The sequence below is a fragment of the Pseudomonas sp. 31-12 genome (genome assembly GCF_003151075.1).
In the GTDB taxonomy this organism is placed as follows: Bacteria; Pseudomonadota; Gammaproteobacteria; order Pseudomonadales; family Pseudomonadaceae; genus Aquipseudomonas.
The window spans coordinates 878,550-894,745 of the sequence record NZ_CP029482.1 but is presented as its reverse complement, the minus strand read 5'-3'; the positions used below and the strand labels follow the sequence as shown (position 1 = coordinate 894,745).

The following is a 16,196-nucleotide window of genomic DNA, read 5'->3' as shown; positions in this document are numbered from 1 at the left end:
GCCCACCCAACGGATTTTGTCCCATGTCCCGACAACGGCTCGCAATTGCCTGGATCGCCTGCTTCGCAGTGCTGTTCAACATGCTCGCCATGCCGATGACTGGAGCCATGGCGCAATCGGCGAAGTCACCCGCCGAGCAATTGTTGTGGGGCAGTTTCTGCACGTCCAGCGGCACCAAGATGGTGGCGATTTCCCTGGGCGACCTCGAGCAGAAAGCTCCGCAGAGCGACGATCATTCCAACATGCAGCATTGCTGGTGCTGCTCAGGTTCCGCTCCGCTGGTGGCGTTGCCCGGGCATGTGCCGCAGCTGTATTTCGCCCGTTTCGAGGCCAATCGAAGCGTGCCTGCCACCTCTCTCGATACACCCACCCCGCGCCAGCAATGGCCGAGCCTCAACCCCCGAGCGTCCCCTCTGGTGTGATTCTTTCTCGCAATTGACCTGCGTCTTGAATCGCTCTGGAGAACTGCCATGTTGAACAAACTCATCGTTCTGGCTGCGTTGCTGCTGCCTGCCTGCTTTGCCAATGCCCACGAATACAAGGCTGGCGAACTGGAGATCGCTCACCCTTGGTCGCAAGAGTTGCCGCCCAACGCGCCAACCGTAGCGGCCTATTTTGTCATTCAGAACCCAGGCAAAACGGCCGACCGCCTGCTCAGCGTCGACTCGCCGATTGCCGGTGAAGCGCAATTGCATGAGCACGTCATGCAAGCCGATCTGATGAAAATGCAGCAAGTGCCGAGTGTCGAGATTCCTGCCGGTGGCAACGTCACCTTTGCACCGATGGCCTATCACGTGATGCTGGTGAACCTGAAAGACCGTAGCCTGCTGAGCGACGGCAAACGCTTCCCGCTGACGATGCACTTCGAAAAGGCCGGGGATGTGACGGTCGACGTCTCGGTGCAGAAGAAGCCGCCGGAAGACATGCAGATGCACGTCCACGCCCAGTAATCGCCTGAGCAGGACACGCCATGCGCCCGCTTAGCGCCAGGTCATCCGCACACCGTCGTCAGTCGTCTGGCCTGACGCGCGGCAGATGGATCAGCCTGTTCGCCATGCTGATGATCTTTATCGGCCCGCTGATTTCTCAGTCGATGCCGATGGATCAACGCGCCTCGTCGATGTCGATGAGCATGTCGATGGACATGAGCATGGACATGTCGGCCATGAAGCACGCCGGCCACGGCGCGCAACCCACCGCCGAACACTGCCCGCCCAAAGCCTCGCACCACGCGCTCTGGGAAAAATGCGGCTATTGCAGTCTGCTGTTCAATTGCCCGGCGCTGACCGGTGGCCAGACCTTCGTCGCGTTCGATACACCAACAGCCACCACCTTCACCCCTCCCTCCCCGCGCCTGGGCCATGCCCGGCAAACCTTTTTCCCCGGCGCCCGCACCCGCGCCCCGCCTGTCGTCGCGTAAACACCCACCTCTGATTTCACACGGTTTCGAAGACAACCATAACAACCTGTGGCGGTGGACTAGTGTGGCGAGGGAGCTTGCTCCCGCTTGAGTGCGCAGCACTCACAAAAGGGGCCGCTACGCAGCCCAGCGCGAGCAAGCTCGCTCGCCACACAAGTTCGCTCCCACAAGGGATTGCGTTGGTTGCCGGCCGTGTCGTTTACGACTGTTCGATGGAAATTGTCATGTCCAGGTTTGCTGCTGACACATGCTTGAGCCCTGCCCAAGCTTCTTTTGCCCAGAACGAATCGAGTATTCGTTTCAGGCGCGCCACCGCCATCCTTTGCGGCGCATTGCTGGCACCCATGGTGCTGGCCGACGAACACGCGGGCCACAGTGAAGAACTGAGCCCGACGGTGATCACCGCCATCGCGCCAAGTTCGCCGCTGACCATCGTCACCAACCCCAAGGACCCGCGCCAACCGGTGCCGGCCAGCGACGGTGGCGACTACCTGAAAACCATCCCCGGCTTCGCCCTCGTACGCAACGGCGGCACCAACGGTGATCCGGTGCTGCGTGGCATGTTCGGCTCGCGGCTGAACATTCTCACCAATGGCGGCCAATTGCTCGGTGCCTGCCCCGGTCGGATGGACGCGCCCACCTCCTATATTTCACCGGAAACCTACGACAAACTCACGGTCATCAAAGGCCCGCAAACCGTGCTCTGGGGACCGGGCGCATCGGCCGGGACGATCCTTTTCGAACGAGAGCCGGAAAGCTTCGGCGAACTCGGTACGCGCGTGAACGCCAGCGTATTGGCCGGCTCCAACGGCCGCTTTGACAAAGTGGTGGACGCCGCTGCCGGCGGACCGCTGGGTTACGTGCGCGTGATCGGCAACACCGCACATTCCGACGACTACCGGGATGGCAACAACGACACCGTGCCCTCGCGCTACGACAAATGGAACGGTGACGTGGCGCTCGGCTGGACGCCGGACGCCGACACCTTGCTGGAGCTGACCGCCGGCAAGGGCGATGGCGAGGCGCGTTACGCCGGGCGCGGCATGGACGGTTCACAGTTCAAGCGTGAAAGCCTGGGCTTGCGGTTCGAGAAGTCCAACATCGGCGAGGTGCTGGACAAGGTTGAAGCGCAGATCTACTACAACTACGCCGACCACGTGATGGACAACTACACCCTGCGCACACCGTCCGGCACCGGGATGATGGCCGGCCCGATGGCCTCCAACGTCGACCGTCGCACCCTCGGCGCGCGGATCAAAGCCACTTGGCGCTGGGCCGATGTGCAATTGATCAGCGGCCTCGACGCGCAGACCAACGAGCATCGCCAACGCGGCAGCATGGGCATCGATACCTACAAGGACCTGCCGTACACCAAGGATGCCGATTTCCATAACTACGGTGTGTTCAGCGAACTGACCTGGTACGCCGCCGACCGTGACCGGCTGATTACCGGTGCGCGCCTGGACCGCGCCTCGGCCAAGGATTATCGGCAGACCACCGGTTCCGGGATGATGACCCGCCCCAACCCGACCGCCGACGACACCCGCGCTGACACCTTGCCAAGCGGTTTCGTGCGCTACGAGCATGACCTCGCCGACAGCCCGACCACGCTGTATGCCGGCCTCGGTCATACCCAGCGTTTCCCGGATTACTGGGAATTGTTTTCTCCCAAGTCCGGCCCCGCCGGGTCGGTGAATGCCTTCGATTCGATCAAGCCTGAAAAAACCACCCAGCTCGATTTCGGCCTGCAATACAAGACCGAAGACCTCGAAGCCTGGGCCTCGGGTTACGTCGGCCAGGTGCGCGATTACATCCTGTTCAACTACACCCCGACGATGATGGGCACCACGTCCCAAGCTCAGAACATCGACGCGCGAATCATGGGCGGCGAACTCGGCGCGGCCTATCAGTTGACCTCCAACTGGAAAGCCGACGCGACCCTGGCTTACGCCTGGGGCAAGAACAGCAGCGATGGCAACGCCTTGCCGCAAATGCCGCCGCTGGATGCGCGTTTCGGCCTGACCTACAGCGAAGACAACTGGAGCGCCGGGGCCTTGTGGCGCGTGGTCGCGGCGCAAAACCGCATCGACCAGAACAAGGGCAACGTGGTGGGCAAGGACTTCGACAAGACCTCCGGTTTTGGCGTGTTCTCGCTCAATGGCGCCTATCGCATCAACAAAAACTGGAAGGTCAGCAGTGGCGTCGACAACCTGTTCGGCAAGGCGTACGCCGAGCATCTGAACCTGGCCGGCAACGCCGGTTTTGGCTACCCGGCCAACGACCCGCAGGCCATTAAAGAACCGGGGCGAACGCTCTGGACCAAGGTGGACATGAGCTTCTAAGAGCATCGCGGGCAAGCCCGCTCCCACATGGACGTGGAGAACCTGTGGGAGCGAGCCTGCTCGCGATCGGTTGCGCAGCAACCGCAAAACAAACAACTAAAAGATCCATGCCAAAGCGGAGCACATGTGATGAAACAGCCCAAAGTGAATTTCTACAACCTGGCCTGGCGCTGGCATTTCTATGCCGGTCTGTTCGTCGCGCCATTCATGGTGATGCTGGCCCTGACCGGTGTCATTTACCTGTTCAAGCCGCAACTCGATCCGTTGATGTACGGCAGCCTGATGAACGTCCCGGCCGGGCATCACAGCGTCCCGGCCGACGACCTGCTCAAGCGGGTGAAACAGGCGTATCCACACGCCACGATCAAACAGTACCTGCCGCCGGTCAACGCCGAGCGCAGCGCGCAGTTTGTCGTGATCAATGGCGGCACCGAGCTCAACGTATTCATCGATCCCTACCAGGGCGACATCCTCGGCGAGCAAGACGCCAAGAAGAATCTGCAAGCGGTGGCGCGAGCGATTCACGGTGAATTGATGATCGGCAGCGTCGGTGATCGGCTGGTCGAACTGGCCGCTGGATGGGGCGTGGTGCTGGTGGTTTCCGGCGTGTTCCTGTGGTGGCCGCGTGGCCAGGCGGCCGGCATTTTGTGGCCGCGCCTGACCAGTCGCGGTCGAGTGTTGTGGCGTGATTTGCATGCTGTTACCGGCTTCTGGGGCGCATCGTTGCTGCTGGTGATGCTGCTCAGCGGCATGACCTGGACCGGGTTCTGGGGCCAGAAATACGCGCAAGTGTGGAACGTGTTCCCGGCGGCGATGTGGGACAACGTGCCCAAGTCCGACGTCGAGGCCCGCAGCCTCAACTCCGCCACTCGCCAGACTGTGCCGTGGGCCATGGAAAACACGCCGATGCCAATGTCCGGTGACCACGCCGAACACATGGCCCACGACGGCGCGAAATCCGGCCCAGCGGCGCCAACCATCAGCCTGCAAGACGTGCAGAACATCGCCGTGCAACGCCAGGTCGAGCCGGGTTACAGCATCACCTTCCCGACCACAGACACCGGCGTGTTCACCATCGCCGTGTTTGCCGACGACCCGCGCAACGACGCCACGCTGCATGTCGATCAGTACACCGGCGATGTCCTCGCCGACGTGCGCTTCGAGCAATACGGCACCGTCGCCCGCGCCACGGAAATCGGCGTGATGCTGCACGAAGGCAAGATGTTCGGCGTGTTCAACCAGATCATCGTGCTGCTGATCTGCCTGATGATTTTGCTTAGCGCGGTCAGCGGCGTGGTGATCTGGTGGAAGCGTCGGCCACAGGGAAAAATCGGTGTGCCGCCGCTGCGTCACGACCTGCCAAAATGGAAAACCGCCATGGTGATCATGTTTGCATTGGCAGTGATATTTCCGCTGGTAGGTGCATCCTTGGTGGTGGTCTGGGTATTGGATCGCGTGTTGTTGTCGCGCTTCACCCGACCAACTGAATCGGCCTCATCTTCATCGTGAAACAGGCGAGATGCGCGGATCAGAGAGCCCTGTAGACTTTCCGCGCTTGGCTCAGCATCATTATTAGCGTTACTGTATAACTCAAGCGTACCGTTTTAATCAGCAGGCCCCATCGCGGGCAAGCCCGCTCCCACAGGATTTTCGCGATCCCTGTGGGAGCGGGCTTGCCCGCGATTGCGTCATCAGCATCACCCATGATCTCAGAGCCAATGCATGACCTCGCTGAACCTCACAACCCTCGCCTGGACACCCCAGGGCCACGGCCACTGCCATCACCAGTTCCAGCTGCGTGACGCCTCCCTGCACGTGGCCGCCAGCGAGTTCGTCGGGTTGATCGGCCCCAACGGCAGCGGCAAGACCAGCCTGCTGCGTTGCGCTTATCGCTTCAGCAAGCCCGAAAGCGGCGAGGTCCGGCTCGACCACCACAACGTCTGGAAACAATCCTCGCGCTGGTGCGCGCAACGCATCGCAGTGGTGTTGCAGGAGTTCCCGGATGCCTTCGGCCTGACCGTCGACGAGGTGGTCGCCATGGGCCGCTCGCCGCACAAAGGCCTGTTCGATGGCGACACGCTTGAAGACCGAAGTCTGGCGACTCAAGCATTGGAATCCGTCGGTCTCAGAGGCTTCGAAGACCACGCCTTCGCCACCCTCTCCGGCGGTGAAAAACAGCGTGTGATCCTCGCCCGCGCCCTGGCCCAGCAACCGCAATTGCTGATTCTCGACGAACCGACCAACCACCTCGACCCGCGCTTTCAGCTTGAGCTTTTACAGCTAGTCAAACGCCTGAAAATCGGCACCCTGGCCAGCATCCACGACCTCAATCTGGCCGCCGCTTTCTGCGATCGTTTGTACGTGATCAATCACGGTCGCATCGTCGTAAGCGGCACCCCGAAAGAAGTCCTGACCGCCCCGCTGCTGCGCGACGTGTTCGGCGTCGAAGCGCTGATCGATGAACACCCCTTGCACGGCTACCCACGAATCACCTGGATAACCCAATGATGAATTTGCGTTCCCTGCTCTGCGTCGCTCTGTTGCTGGGCAGTGCCCAAGCCTTTGCCGAAGCCACGAAATACCCACTGACGATCCACAGCTGCAACCGCGAAGTGACGTTCAAGCAAGCGCCGAAACACGCGGTCAGCCACGACATCAACATGACCCAGATGATGCTCGCCCTCGGCCTGAAGCCGAGCATGGCTGGCTACAGCGGCGTCACGGGATGGAAGTCGGTCACGCCCGAGATGCAGACCATCCTCGACGGCTTGCCCGAACTGGCAGCCAAATACCCGTCGGTGGAAACCCTGCTCAACGCCAATGTCGATTTCTTCTTCGCCGGCTGGGATTACGGCATGCGCGTAGGCGGCGACCTCACGCCGCAAACGTTGCAACCACTGGGCATCAATGTCTATGAGCTGACCGAGTCCTGCGCCTTCGTCATGAAGCGTCCGCCGGCCAGCCTGGAAGACACCTACAACGATCTGCGCAACCTCGGCAAAATCTTCGACGTGCAGGATCGCGCCAATGCACTCATCGCCCAAATGCAGGCGCAAGTCGCCGAGGTGCGCAAGGATCTGCCTGCCGACAAACCGCGCGTGTTTCTCTACGACAGCGGTGAAGACCGCGCCATGACTTCCGGCCGCCTCGGCATGCCGCAGGCACTGATCGACGCCGCAGGCGGGCGCAACATTCTGGACGACGTCGAGGCGAGCTGGACCCGCGTGAACTGGGAAAACGTGGTCGAGCGCAACCCGCAGGTGATCGTGATCGTCGACTACGGCGAAGTCACCGCCGAACAGAAAGAACAATTCCTGCTCGACAACAAGGCGCTGCAATCGGTGGACGCGATCAAGCACCAGCGCTTCATCGTCATTCCCTACGTGCAGGCCACGCCGGGCATCGACAACGTGCTGGCGGTTGAAACCCTGGCCAAAGGTTTCCACGGCGAATGATGGATCGTCGCTATGCCTTGCTGCTGGTGATGCTCGGCGCGCTGTTGCTGGTGTCGTGCGTGGTGTCGCTAGGCTTCGGCCCGGCGCGGGTGCCGGTGGACGTGGTGTGGCGGATCTTGCTGCACAAGATTTTGGGTGTCGGCGTTGCGGACTGGACCGCCGGGCAGGAACACATCGTGTGGTTGATCCGTGTGCCGCGCATGCTGCTCGGTGCGTTGGTGGGTGCTGGACTGGCGCTGATCGGCGCCGTGTTGCAAGCGGTGACGCGCAATCCGTTGGCTGACCCGCATCTGCTCGGGGTCACTTCCGGCGCGACCCTTGGCGCGGTAATCGTGGTGCTGCATGTCGGTGAAATCGTCGGTCTGCTGACCTTGCCGATCGCAGCGTTCATCGGCGCACTGCTGAGCATGGTGATCGTGCTGATGATCGCCAATCGCAACGGCCGACTGGACAGTGACCGCCTCCTGCTGTGCGGCGTGGCCGTGTCGTTCGTGATGATGGCGATTGCCAATTTGCTGCTGTTTCTCGGCGATCACAGGGCGAGTTCCGCGGTGATGTTCTGGATGCTCGGCGGGCTTGGGTTGGCGCGTTGGGAATTGCTGGCGGTGCCGGCTGCCAGTGTTTTGCTGGGATTGGTCTTGTTGCTCGGCATGGCCCGTCCGTTGAATGCGCTGATGGCTGGCGAACAGACCGCCGTGACCCTCGGTTTGAATGCTCGAACCGTTCGGTTGCGAGTGTTTTTGATTGCATCGCTGATGACCGGGGTGCTGGTGTCGATCAGTGGCTCCATCGGGTTTGTCGGGCTGATGGTGCCGCACATTGCGCGTCGCCTGGTCGGCGCCGAACACCGTCGGTTGCTGCCGGTGTGCGTGTTGCTGGGCAGCCTCTTCCTCGTCTGGGTCGACGTCGCCGCCCGCACCCTGATCGCCCCGGAAGACCTGCCCATCGGCGTCGCCACCGCGGCCATCGGCGGCCTGTTCTTCATCGGCCTCATGCGCCGCCGCTGACCCTGTCAGCACACCACCGAACCCTGTGGGAGCTAGCCTGCTAGCGATGACGGCGGCACATCCAGCATCACTTCGCCTGAAATGCCGCTATCGCGAGCAGGCTCGCTCCCACAGGGGTTTATCGTCGTCCACAGGCTCCGTGTCCGACACAAACCCACTGTGGGATTGTGATTCTGGCGTTGTTTAGGTGTGTTTATACGAATGCAAAAAAACCGGACGTTTCCCACGACTTTTTCAGGTTGTTCGTCGGACGTGGGCTGTCTAGTCTGGGGGTGTCACTGAAGACTCAGTGATCGGGTGTGAGAACCCGGCCAGGTTTCAATCTATCGCAAGCACCACCATAATTGCCGCCAGCTTATTCGCTGCCTGCAATGTTCTATGGCGGCTGTGTGCGGGCGGACTTCGGTTCGGCCGGGTTGATTCCTACCGGTTTCTCACTCCGCACATAGCTGCCACCCCTTCGTCGCGTGAGAAACGACAAGTGATGGCTCCAATTGCTTCAAGGGAATCATTGCCATGACTAAGAAAATCGTACCCGATCCACCCATCGACACCACCACGCCCGAACCCGAAACATCACGCGACGACGACCTGCTTCGAGACCGCGAAGCCATCAACCGCGCCCTCGACTACTACCTCGATCCCGCGACCCACTACGCCGAAAAACCCCGCCGCCCCAGCACCATGTTCATGATTGCCCCCGACAACGACACCGAAAGCCTGTTGGTCAATGCCTGTGAATCCTTGGCATCCGCCAGTGTGATGGCCAGCGATTTCGCCGCCGACCTGATCGGCCCGCAACGTCACAAGGCGATGGCAATCCAGCAAATCATCATGCTCGCGGAACTGGCGGTGAACCGCGCGGTGGATAACGTCGTTCCCACCTAGAAACCTTGCAAAAAATTGTGGGAATGAGCCTCTGTGGCGACGGAGCTTGCTCCCGCTCGGCTGCGAAGCAGTCGTAAACCATTGCGCGCGGTACACCTGATGCACCGTGCTTGCAGGTTTTGGGGCCGCTTTGCGCCCCAGCGGGAGCAAGCTCCCTCGCCACAGGCTTTGTGTTCACTAGAGATTTTCTGCGCCCCAATGTGGCGCACCACTACGCACCAACGCGCCAGACACGATCCTTCATGGTGCGCCGCCCCCTCTGCGCAACCGCTCTAACACGACATTTCCGTGCCTTTTACCGACCGGGCACAGCCTTTGCAAAACAGCCTTCAGTAGTCCGCATCTGCCAACCAAGAAAACTCATAAGTTCATGGAGATCGCACAATGAAGCGTCGCAGTTTGATCAAGGCTTTCACACTCACGGCAAGCATTGCCGCGATGGGCATGACCTGGACCGTCCAGGCCGCCGAGACCATCAAGGTCGGTATTCTGCATTCGTTGTCCGGCACCATGGCGATCTCCGAAACCTCGCTCAAAGACATGGCGTTGATGACCATCGACGAAATCAACGCCAAGGGCGGCGTGAACGGCAAGATGCTGGAACCGGTGGTGGTGGACCCTGCGTCGAACTGGCCGCTGTTCGCGGAAAAGGGTCGTCAGCTGCTGACTCAGGACAAGGTTGCGGTGGTGTTCGGTTGCTGGACATCGGTGTCGCGCAAATCGGTGTTGCCGGTGTTCGAAGAACTCAATGGCCTGCTGTTCTACCCGGTGCAATACGAAGGCGAGGAGATGTCGCCGAACGTGTTCTACACCGGCGCCGCGCCGAACCAACAGGCAATCCCGGCCGTTGAATACCTGATGAGTGAAGAAGGTGGCAGCGCCAAGCGCTACTTCCTGCTCGGCACCGACTACGTTTACCCGCGCACCACCAACAAGATTCTGCGCTCGTTCCTGCACTCCAAAGGCGTGGCGGACAAAGACATCGAAGAGGTCTACACCCCGTTCGGTCACAGCGACTACCAGACCATCGTGGCCAACATCAAAAAATTCTCGGCCGGTGGCAAAACGGCGGTCATCTCCACCGTCAACGGCGACTCCAACGTGCCGTTCTATAAAGAGCTGGCCAACCAGGGCCTGAAAGCCACTGACGTTCCGGTCGTGGCGTTCTCCGTCGGCGAAGAAGAACTGCGCGGCATCGACACCAAACCGCTGGTGGGTAACCTCGCGGCATGGAACTACTTCGAGTCGGTCGAGAACCCGGCGAACAAGAAATTCGTCGCCGACTGGAAAGCCTACGCCAAGAAACACAACCTGCCGGGCGCCGACAAAGCGGTGACCAACGACCCGATGGAAGCCACGTACGTGGGCATCCACATGTGGGCGCAAGCGGCGGAGAAAGCCAAGTCCACCGACGTCGACAAAGTCCGCGAAGCCCTCGCCGGCCAGACCTTTGCCGCGCCGTCGGGTTACACGCTGACCATGGACAAGACCAACCACCACCTGCACAAACCGGTGATGATCGGCGAGATCCAGGCCGATGGTCAGTTCAACGTGGTGTGGCAGACCGAGGGGCCGATCCGCGCCCAGCCTTGGAGCCCGTTCATTTCGGGTAACGACAAGAAGCCGGATTATGCGGTGAAGAGCAACTGAGGCGGATCTGGAGTTTGGGGTGGGTCTGAGATCCACCCCTCACCCCAGCCCTCTCCCCAATGGGGAGAGGGGGAAAGGGAGCCGATCTTCATGCTTTTCAAAGCCTGAGTTCGACTCGATTTTGCAGGTCGCAGCAAATTGGCCAAACACCTCGGTCAGTCCCCTCGCCCCTTTGGGGAGAGGGTTGGGGTGAAGGGTCGATTTAACAGGAACACCACCAATGCCCACTGCCCTCTACCGCGTCATCCTCGCCATCGCGCTTTTGCTGCCGATGGCCGCGCATTCAGGCGACGCCGAAGACTTCGTCGCCGCCAATCCCGTGCAGCAAGCCAAGCTTCTCGAATCCTGGGCCGCGCAGCCCGATCCAGCCCGCATCGAACTGATCAACGCCCTGCAACAAGGCGAGCTGACCGTCGACGGCCAACCGAAAACCCTGCGCCTGAATAACCGCCTGCGGGGTCTGATCGACACCGCACTGGCCAGCCACCAATTGCTCGCCGCCGACGCCAAAATCCGTCTGGCCGCCGCGCAGCAATTGCAGAAAAGCGCCAAACCGGCGCAGCTGAAATTCCTCGACCAGCAACTGGCTGGCGAAACAGATGAAAGCGTCCATGCCGCATTGAGCCTGGCCTTGGCCAACCTGCAACTGGTCGACACCGACCCGGCTGTGCGCCTTGCTGCGGTGCGTCTGCTCGGCGAAACCGGCGATCCGCTGGCCCGCACCCGCCTCGAAAGCTTGCTGGAACCGGGCACCGAAGCCGACGCCAACGTGCGCACCGCCGCTGAAACCAGCCTGGCGCAAGTCAAACGCAAACTGCTGATCGGCGAGATGCTCGGTCAGGCTTTCAGTGGCATGTCATTGGGCTCGATTCTGCTGCTCGCGGCACTGGGCCTGGCGATCACCTTCGGCCTGCTCGGCGTAATCAACATGGCCCACGGCGAGATGCTGATGCTCGGCGCGTACTCAACCTACGTGGTGCAGCTGATGTTCCAGCGCTACGCCCCGCAAGCCATCGAGTTCTACCCATTGATCGCCTTGCCGGTGGCGTTTTTCGTCACCGCCGCGATCGGCATGGCGCTGGAACGCACGGTGATTCGTCACCTCTACGGCCGCCCGCTGGAAACCCTGCTCGCAACCTGGGGCATCAGCCTCATGCTGATTCAGCTGGTGCGACTGGTGTTCGGCGCGCAGAACGTCGAAGTGGCCAACCCCGCGTGGCTCTCGGGCGGGATTCAAGTGTTGCCGAATCTGGTGCTGCCGTACAACCGCATCGTGATCATCGCCTTCGCGCTGTTTGTGGTGGTGCTGACCTGGCTGCTGCTGAACAAGACGCGCCTGGGTTTGAACGTGCGCGCCGTCACCCAGAACCGCAACATGGCCGCCTGCTGCGGCGTCCCGACCGGGCGCGTGGACATGCTCGCGTTTGGCCTCGGCTCAGGCATCGCCGGGCTCGGCGGCGTGGCCCTCAGCCAGATCGGCAACGTCGGTCCGGACCTTGGCCAGAGCTACATCATCGACTCGTTCCTGGTGGTGGTGCTCGGCGGTGTCGGACAGTTGGCCGGTAGCGTCCTGGCCGCGTTCGGCCTCGGTATCGCCAACAAGATTCTCGAACCGCAGATCGGCGCCGTGCTCGGCAAGATCCTGATCCTCGCGCTGATCATTCTGTTCATCCAGAAGCGTCCGCAAGGCCTCTTCGCACTGAAAGGACGGGTGATCGACTGATGAACCAGCCCCTGATGCTCACGGCCACGCAAAAGGCCGGCCCCAAAGTCACCATCGCTGTCGGCGCAGTGATTCTGGTTCTGCTGCTGGCGTTGCCGCTCCTGTCGTTGTTGCCGCCGGACAGCGCGTTTCACGTCTCGGCCTACACGTTGACGCTGGTGGGCAAGATCCTGTGCTACGCCATCGTCGCCCTGGCCCTGGACCTGGTCTGGGGTTACGCCGGTCTGTTGTCCCTCGGCCACGGTCTGTTCTTCGCCCTCGGCGGTTACGCGATGGGCATGTACCTGATGCGCCAGGCGTCGGGCGATGGCTTGCCGGCGTTCATGACCTTCCTGTCGTGGACCGAATTGCCGTGGTACTGGACCGGCACCAGCAGCTTCCTGTGGTCGATGTGCCTGGTGGTGTTGGCGCCGGGGTTGCTGGCGCTGGTCTTCGGGTTCTTCGCCTTCCGTTCGCGGATCAAGGGCGTGTATTTCTCGATCATGACCCAGGCCCTGACCTTCGCCGGAATGCTGCTGTTTTTCCGCAATGAAACCGGGTTTGGCGGCAACAACGGCTTCACCAACTTCCGCACGATTCTCGGGTTTGGCATTACCGAACCGGGCACACGCGCGGTGTTGTTTTTTGCCACGGTGGTGTTGCTGGTGGCGAGTCTATTTATCGGTTGGCGACTGGCGCAAAGCAAGTTCGGCCGCGTGCTGACGGCGTTAAGGGATGCGGAAAACCGCCTGATGTTCTGCGGCTACGACCCGCGAGGTTTCAAGCTGTTTGTCTGGGTGTTGAGCGCGGTGTTGTGCGGACTCGCGGGCGCGCTTTATGTGCCGCAAGTCGGGATCATCAACCCGAGTGAAATGTCGCCGACCAACTCCATTGAAGCCGCCGTCTGGGTCGCACTGGGTGGGCGCGGTACGCTGATCGGCCCGCTGCTTGGCGCCGGTGTTGTCAACGGAATGAAGAGCTGGTTCACCGTGGCGTTCCCCGAATACTGGCTGTTCTTCCTCGGCGCGCTGTTCATTGTCGTGACCCTGTACTTGCCCAAAGGCGTGATCGGCCTGCTGAAAAAAAGAGGTGAACAATGAGAGTCACTGCGACGGCTGAATTCATGCTCGAACCGGCGTTTTTCCCAGTGGAGCCCAACAAGGACGCCGGCAGCAGCCGCGATGCGATCGGCCTCGGGCAACGCGTCGGTCCCGGCCTGAATACGCGCCACGGCACGATCCTGACCCTGGAAGACATCAGCGTCAGCTTCGATGGCTTCAAGGCGCTGAACGATCTGAACCTGTACATCGGCGTCGGCGAACTGCGCTGCATCATCGGTCCCAACGGCGCGGGCAAGACCACGTTGATGGACGTCATCACCGGCAAGACTCGCCCCAGTCACGGCAAAGCCTGGTTCGGTGAAACCCTGGACCTGACGTCGATGAGCGAAGTGCAGATAGCCCAGGCTGGCATCGGCCGCAAGTTCCAGAAGCCAACGGTGTTCGAAGCCTTGAGCGTGTTCGAGAACCTGGAGCTGGCGCAGAACACCGACAAGTCGGTGTGGGCCAGCCTGCGGGCTCGCTTGAGTGGTGAACAAAAGGATCGAATTGCCGAGGTGCTGGAAACCATTCGCCTGACCAGCTCGGTCAATCGCCCGGCGGGGTTGTTGTCCCACGGTCAGAAGCAGTTTCTGGAGATCGGCATGCTACTCATGCAAGACCCGCAACTGCTGCTGCTCGACGAGCCCGTAGCGGGCATGACCGATGCCGAAACCGAGTTCACCGCCGAGCTGTTCAAGAGCCTCGCGGGCAAGCATTCGCTGATGGTGGTGGAGCACGACATGGGTTTTGTCGGCTCCATTGCCGACCACGTCACCGTGTTGCACCAGGGCAGCGTGCTGGCCGAAGGGTCGCTGGAGCAGGTGCAGGAAAACGAGCGGGTGATCGAGGTTTATCTCGGTCGATGAACCTGCCAACACGGTCACTGTGGGAGCTGGCCTGCCAGCGATAGCAGTAGGTCAGACAACATCAATGCTGAATGTGCCGCCCCCATCGCTGGCAGGCCAGCTCCCACAGGGGTTCTGTTTGAAACTTAAGGAATCTGGACATGCTGCAAGTCGACAAGCTGCACCAGTATTACGGCGGTAGCCACATCCTGCGGGGCCTGACGTTTGACGTGAAGGTCGGTGAAGTCACGTGCCTGCTGGGGCGCAACGGTGTCGGCAAGACCACCCTGCTCAAATGCCTGATGGGTTTGCTGCCGGCCAAGGAAGGCGCGGTGAACTGGGAAGGCAAACCGATCACCACGTTCAAACCACACCAGCGAGTGCATGCCGGGATCGCTTATGTGCCACAGGGACGCGAGATTTTCGGCCGGCTGACTGTGGAAGAAAACCTGCTGATGGGCCTGTCGCGATTTCCTGGCTCTGAAGCCAAGGAAGTCCCGGCATTCATCTACGAGCTGTTCCCGGTGTTGCTGCAAATGAAGCAACGACGCGGCGGTGACTTGTCCGGCGGCCAGCAGCAGCAATTGGCGATCGGTCGCGCACTGGCCAGCCGTCCACGGCTGCTGATTCTCGATGAGCCCACCGAAGGCATCCAGCCGTCGGTGATCAAGGAGATCGGCGTAGTGATCAAGAAGCTCGCCGCCCGGGGCGACATGGCGATTCTGCTGGTGGAGCAGTTCTACGATTTCGCCGCGGAACTGGCGGACCAGTACCTGGTGATGTCCAGGGGCGAGATCGTGCAGCAAGGTCGCGGCGAAAATATGGAAGCCGAGGGTGTGCGTGGCCTGGTTACGATCTAATCTGCAGCGTCCTGACGATAATCAGAAAATATGAATGTACCTCTCCCCACTGCCCTGTTTACCCCGAGCTGGCACGCTGAACTGGAGCTCGGCTACGCCCGTTTCGGCGACAGCACGCGCCCGGTCCTGCGCCGACACAAAGGCCCGCTACGGGTGCAGAAGCACCTGTATGCCGAAGGGCCCGAGGTGTGCCAACACATCATCGTCCACCCGCCCGGTGGCATCGCGGGCGGTGATCGACTGGATATCAGCGCCAGCGTCGGCAGCCAGGCCTGGGCACAAATCACCAGCCCGGGTGCGGCCAAGTGGTATCGCGCCGCAGGGCCCGCCTATCAGCACCTGAATCTTAAAGTGGCGAGCGGTGCGACACTGGAATGGCTGCCGCAAGAGACGATTATTTTCAGCGACGCTCAGGCCGAGCTCAGCACCGCCATTGATCTGGAGGGCGACGCCCGTTTGTTTTACTGGGACGTTGTGGCCCTGGGTCGCCCAGCCAGCGGCGAGCGCTTCGACCTCGGTCATTTTCAGGCACAACTGGATATCCGCCGCGACGGCCAGTTGCTCTGGCACGAACGCCAGCGCATTGTCGGGGATGATGGTTTGCTTGATTCACCGATTGGCCTGGATGGGCAACCGGTGTTTGCGACGTTGCTGGTGACGGGGGAGATTGATAGCGAACTGCTGGAAACCTGCCGCTCGCTACCCAATGCAGTGCGCGGGGATCTTACCCAATTGCCTGGTTTGCTCGTCGCCCGTTGCCTGGCCGGTGAGGCGTTGTTGGCGAGAGGTTGGTTGATAGATTTATGGCGATTGCTCCGGCCTGCGTTACTCGGCCGAGAAGCCGTCCCACCCCGAATATGGAGCACCTGAAATGCAATCCAATGTGGGAGCGAGCCTGCTCGCGATAGCGTCGGCACATTCAACACA

At 61.2% G+C, this 16,196-nt stretch carries 15 protein-coding genes; all 15 read left to right on the top strand.

Features of this window, described 5'->3' with window-relative positions:
• Positions 1-23: 23 nt before the first annotated feature.
• The 15 genes from DJ564_RS04095 to DJ564_RS04015 all read left to right on the top strand — a co-directional run bounded on the left by DJ564_RS04095 (position 24) and on the right by DJ564_RS04015 (position 16,139).
• The gene (locus DJ564_RS04095) at positions 24-422 is read left to right on the top strand and encodes a DUF2946 domain-containing protein (protein ID WP_109627765.1); all 399 of its coding nucleotides are present in this window, start codon (positions 24-26) and stop codon (positions 420-422) included.
• 48 nt (positions 423-470) lie between these two features.
• The gene (locus DJ564_RS04090) at positions 471-950 is read left to right on the top strand and encodes a copper chaperone PCu(A)C (protein WP_109627764.1); all 480 of its coding nucleotides are present in this window, start codon (positions 471-473) and stop codon (positions 948-950) included.
• A 20-nt stretch (positions 951-970) separates the two neighbouring features.
• On the top strand, positions 971-1,420 hold the full coding sequence (locus DJ564_RS04085) for a DUF2946 domain-containing protein (protein ID WP_109627763.1): 450 nt from the start codon (positions 971-973) through the stop codon (positions 1,418-1,420).
• Between the two features lie 212 nt (positions 1,421-1,632).
• Positions 1,633-3,762, top strand: coding sequence for a TonB-dependent copper receptor (locus DJ564_RS04080; protein WP_371922024.1), 2,130 nt, complete (start codon positions 1,633-1,635; stop codon positions 3,760-3,762).
• Between the two features lie 129 nt (positions 3,763-3,891).
• Positions 3,892-5,271: a PepSY domain-containing protein gene (locus DJ564_RS04075; protein WP_109627761.1), complete on the top strand. Its 1,380-nt coding sequence runs from the start codon at positions 3,892-3,894 to the stop codon at positions 5,269-5,271.
• Between the two features lie 213 nt (positions 5,272-5,484).
• Positions 5,485-6,270 carry an ABC transporter ATP-binding protein gene (locus tag DJ564_RS04070; RefSeq protein WP_109627760.1) on the top strand — a complete coding sequence of 262 codons (786 nt, stop codon included), beginning with the start codon at positions 5,485-5,487 and terminating at the stop codon, positions 6,268-6,270.
• On the top strand, positions 6,270-7,217 hold the full coding sequence (locus tag DJ564_RS04065) for an ABC transporter substrate-binding protein (RefSeq protein WP_109635936.1): 948 nt from the start codon (positions 6,270-6,272) through the stop codon (positions 7,215-7,217). The genes DJ564_RS04070 and DJ564_RS04065 overlap by 1 nt, the downstream gene beginning before the upstream one ends.
• A complete protein-coding gene (locus tag DJ564_RS04060; protein WP_109627759.1) occupies positions 7,214-8,224 on the top strand; it encodes an iron ABC transporter permease in 1,011 nt (336 codons plus the stop codon). Before DJ564_RS04065 ends, DJ564_RS04060 begins: the two co-directional genes overlap by 4 nt.
• A gap of 516 nt (positions 8,225-8,740) precedes the next feature.
• A complete protein-coding gene (locus DJ564_RS04055; RefSeq protein WP_109627758.1) occupies positions 8,741-9,112 on the top strand; it encodes a DUF6124 family protein in 372 nt (123 codons plus the stop codon).
• Positions 9,113-9,496: 384 nt separating this feature from the next.
• Positions 9,497-10,762, top strand: coding sequence for an urea ABC transporter substrate-binding protein (gene urtA / locus DJ564_RS04045; protein WP_010463931.1), 1,266 nt, complete (start codon positions 9,497-9,499; stop codon positions 10,760-10,762).
• Between the two features lie 220 nt (positions 10,763-10,982).
• On the top strand, positions 10,983-12,485 hold the full coding sequence (urtB, locus tag DJ564_RS04040; RefSeq protein ID WP_109627757.1) for an urea ABC transporter permease subunit UrtB: 1,503 nt from the start codon (positions 10,983-10,985) through the stop codon (positions 12,483-12,485).
• The gene (gene urtC, locus DJ564_RS04035) at positions 12,485-13,564 is read left to right on the top strand and encodes an urea ABC transporter permease subunit UrtC (protein ID WP_109627756.1); all 1,080 of its coding nucleotides are present in this window, start codon (positions 12,485-12,487) and stop codon (positions 13,562-13,564) included. The genes urtB and urtC overlap by 1 nt, the downstream gene beginning before the upstream one ends.
• Positions 13,561-14,430 carry an urea ABC transporter ATP-binding protein UrtD gene (urtD, locus tag DJ564_RS04030; RefSeq protein WP_109627755.1) on the top strand — a complete coding sequence of 290 codons (870 nt, stop codon included), beginning with the start codon at positions 13,561-13,563 and terminating at the stop codon, positions 14,428-14,430. Before urtC ends, urtD begins: the two co-directional genes overlap by 4 nt.
• A 140-nt stretch (positions 14,431-14,570) precedes the next feature.
• Entirely contained in the window at positions 14,571-15,269 is a 699-nt protein-coding gene (gene urtE, locus DJ564_RS04020) for an urea ABC transporter ATP-binding subunit UrtE (protein ID WP_077748951.1), read from the top strand.
• Between the two features lie 30 nt (positions 15,270-15,299).
• Positions 15,300-16,139, top strand: a complete 840-nt coding sequence (locus tag DJ564_RS04015; protein WP_109627754.1) for an urease accessory protein UreD — start codon at positions 15,300-15,302, stop codon at positions 16,137-16,139.
• The last annotated feature ends 57 nt before the right edge of the window (positions 16,140-16,196 follow it).

Coding starts and splice junctions, on each gene's coding strand:
- DJ564_RS04070 (WP_109627760.1), top strand. CDS start 5,485: ATGACCTCGCTGAACCTCACAACCCTCGCCTGGACACCCCAGGGCCAC.
- DJ564_RS04065 (WP_109635936.1), top strand. CDS start 6,270: ATGAATTTGCGTTCCCTGCTCTGCGTCGCTCTGTTGCTGGGCAGTGCC.
- DJ564_RS04090 (WP_109627764.1), top strand. CDS start 471: ATGTTGAACAAACTCATCGTTCTGGCTGCGTTGCTGCTGCCTGCCTGC.
- urtA (WP_010463931.1), top strand. CDS start 9,497: ATGAAGCGTCGCAGTTTGATCAAGGCTTTCACACTCACGGCAAGCATT.
- DJ564_RS04085 (WP_109627763.1), top strand. CDS start 971: ATGCGCCCGCTTAGCGCCAGGTCATCCGCACACCGTCGTCAGTCGTCT.
- urtB (WP_109627757.1), top strand. CDS start 10,983: ATGCCCACTGCCCTCTACCGCGTCATCCTCGCCATCGCGCTTTTGCTG.
- urtD (WP_109627755.1), top strand. CDS start 13,561: ATGAGAGTCACTGCGACGGCTGAATTCATGCTCGAACCGGCGTTTTTC.
- DJ564_RS04015 (WP_109627754.1), top strand. CDS start 15,300: ATGAATGTACCTCTCCCCACTGCCCTGTTTACCCCGAGCTGGCACGCT.
- urtE (WP_077748951.1), top strand. CDS start 14,571: ATGCTGCAAGTCGACAAGCTGCACCAGTATTACGGCGGTAGCCACATC.
- DJ564_RS04060 (WP_109627759.1), top strand. CDS start 7,214: ATGATGGATCGTCGCTATGCCTTGCTGCTGGTGATGCTCGGCGCGCTG.
- DJ564_RS04095 (WP_109627765.1), top strand. CDS start 24: ATGTCCCGACAACGGCTCGCAATTGCCTGGATCGCCTGCTTCGCAGTG.
- DJ564_RS04055 (WP_109627758.1), top strand. CDS start 8,741: ATGACTAAGAAAATCGTACCCGATCCACCCATCGACACCACCACGCCC.
- DJ564_RS04075 (WP_109627761.1), top strand. CDS start 3,892: ATGAAACAGCCCAAAGTGAATTTCTACAACCTGGCCTGGCGCTGGCAT.
- urtC (WP_109627756.1), top strand. CDS start 12,485: ATGAACCAGCCCCTGATGCTCACGGCCACGCAAAAGGCCGGCCCCAAA.
- DJ564_RS04080 (WP_371922024.1), top strand. CDS start 1,633: ATGGAAATTGTCATGTCCAGGTTTGCTGCTGACACATGCTTGAGCCCT.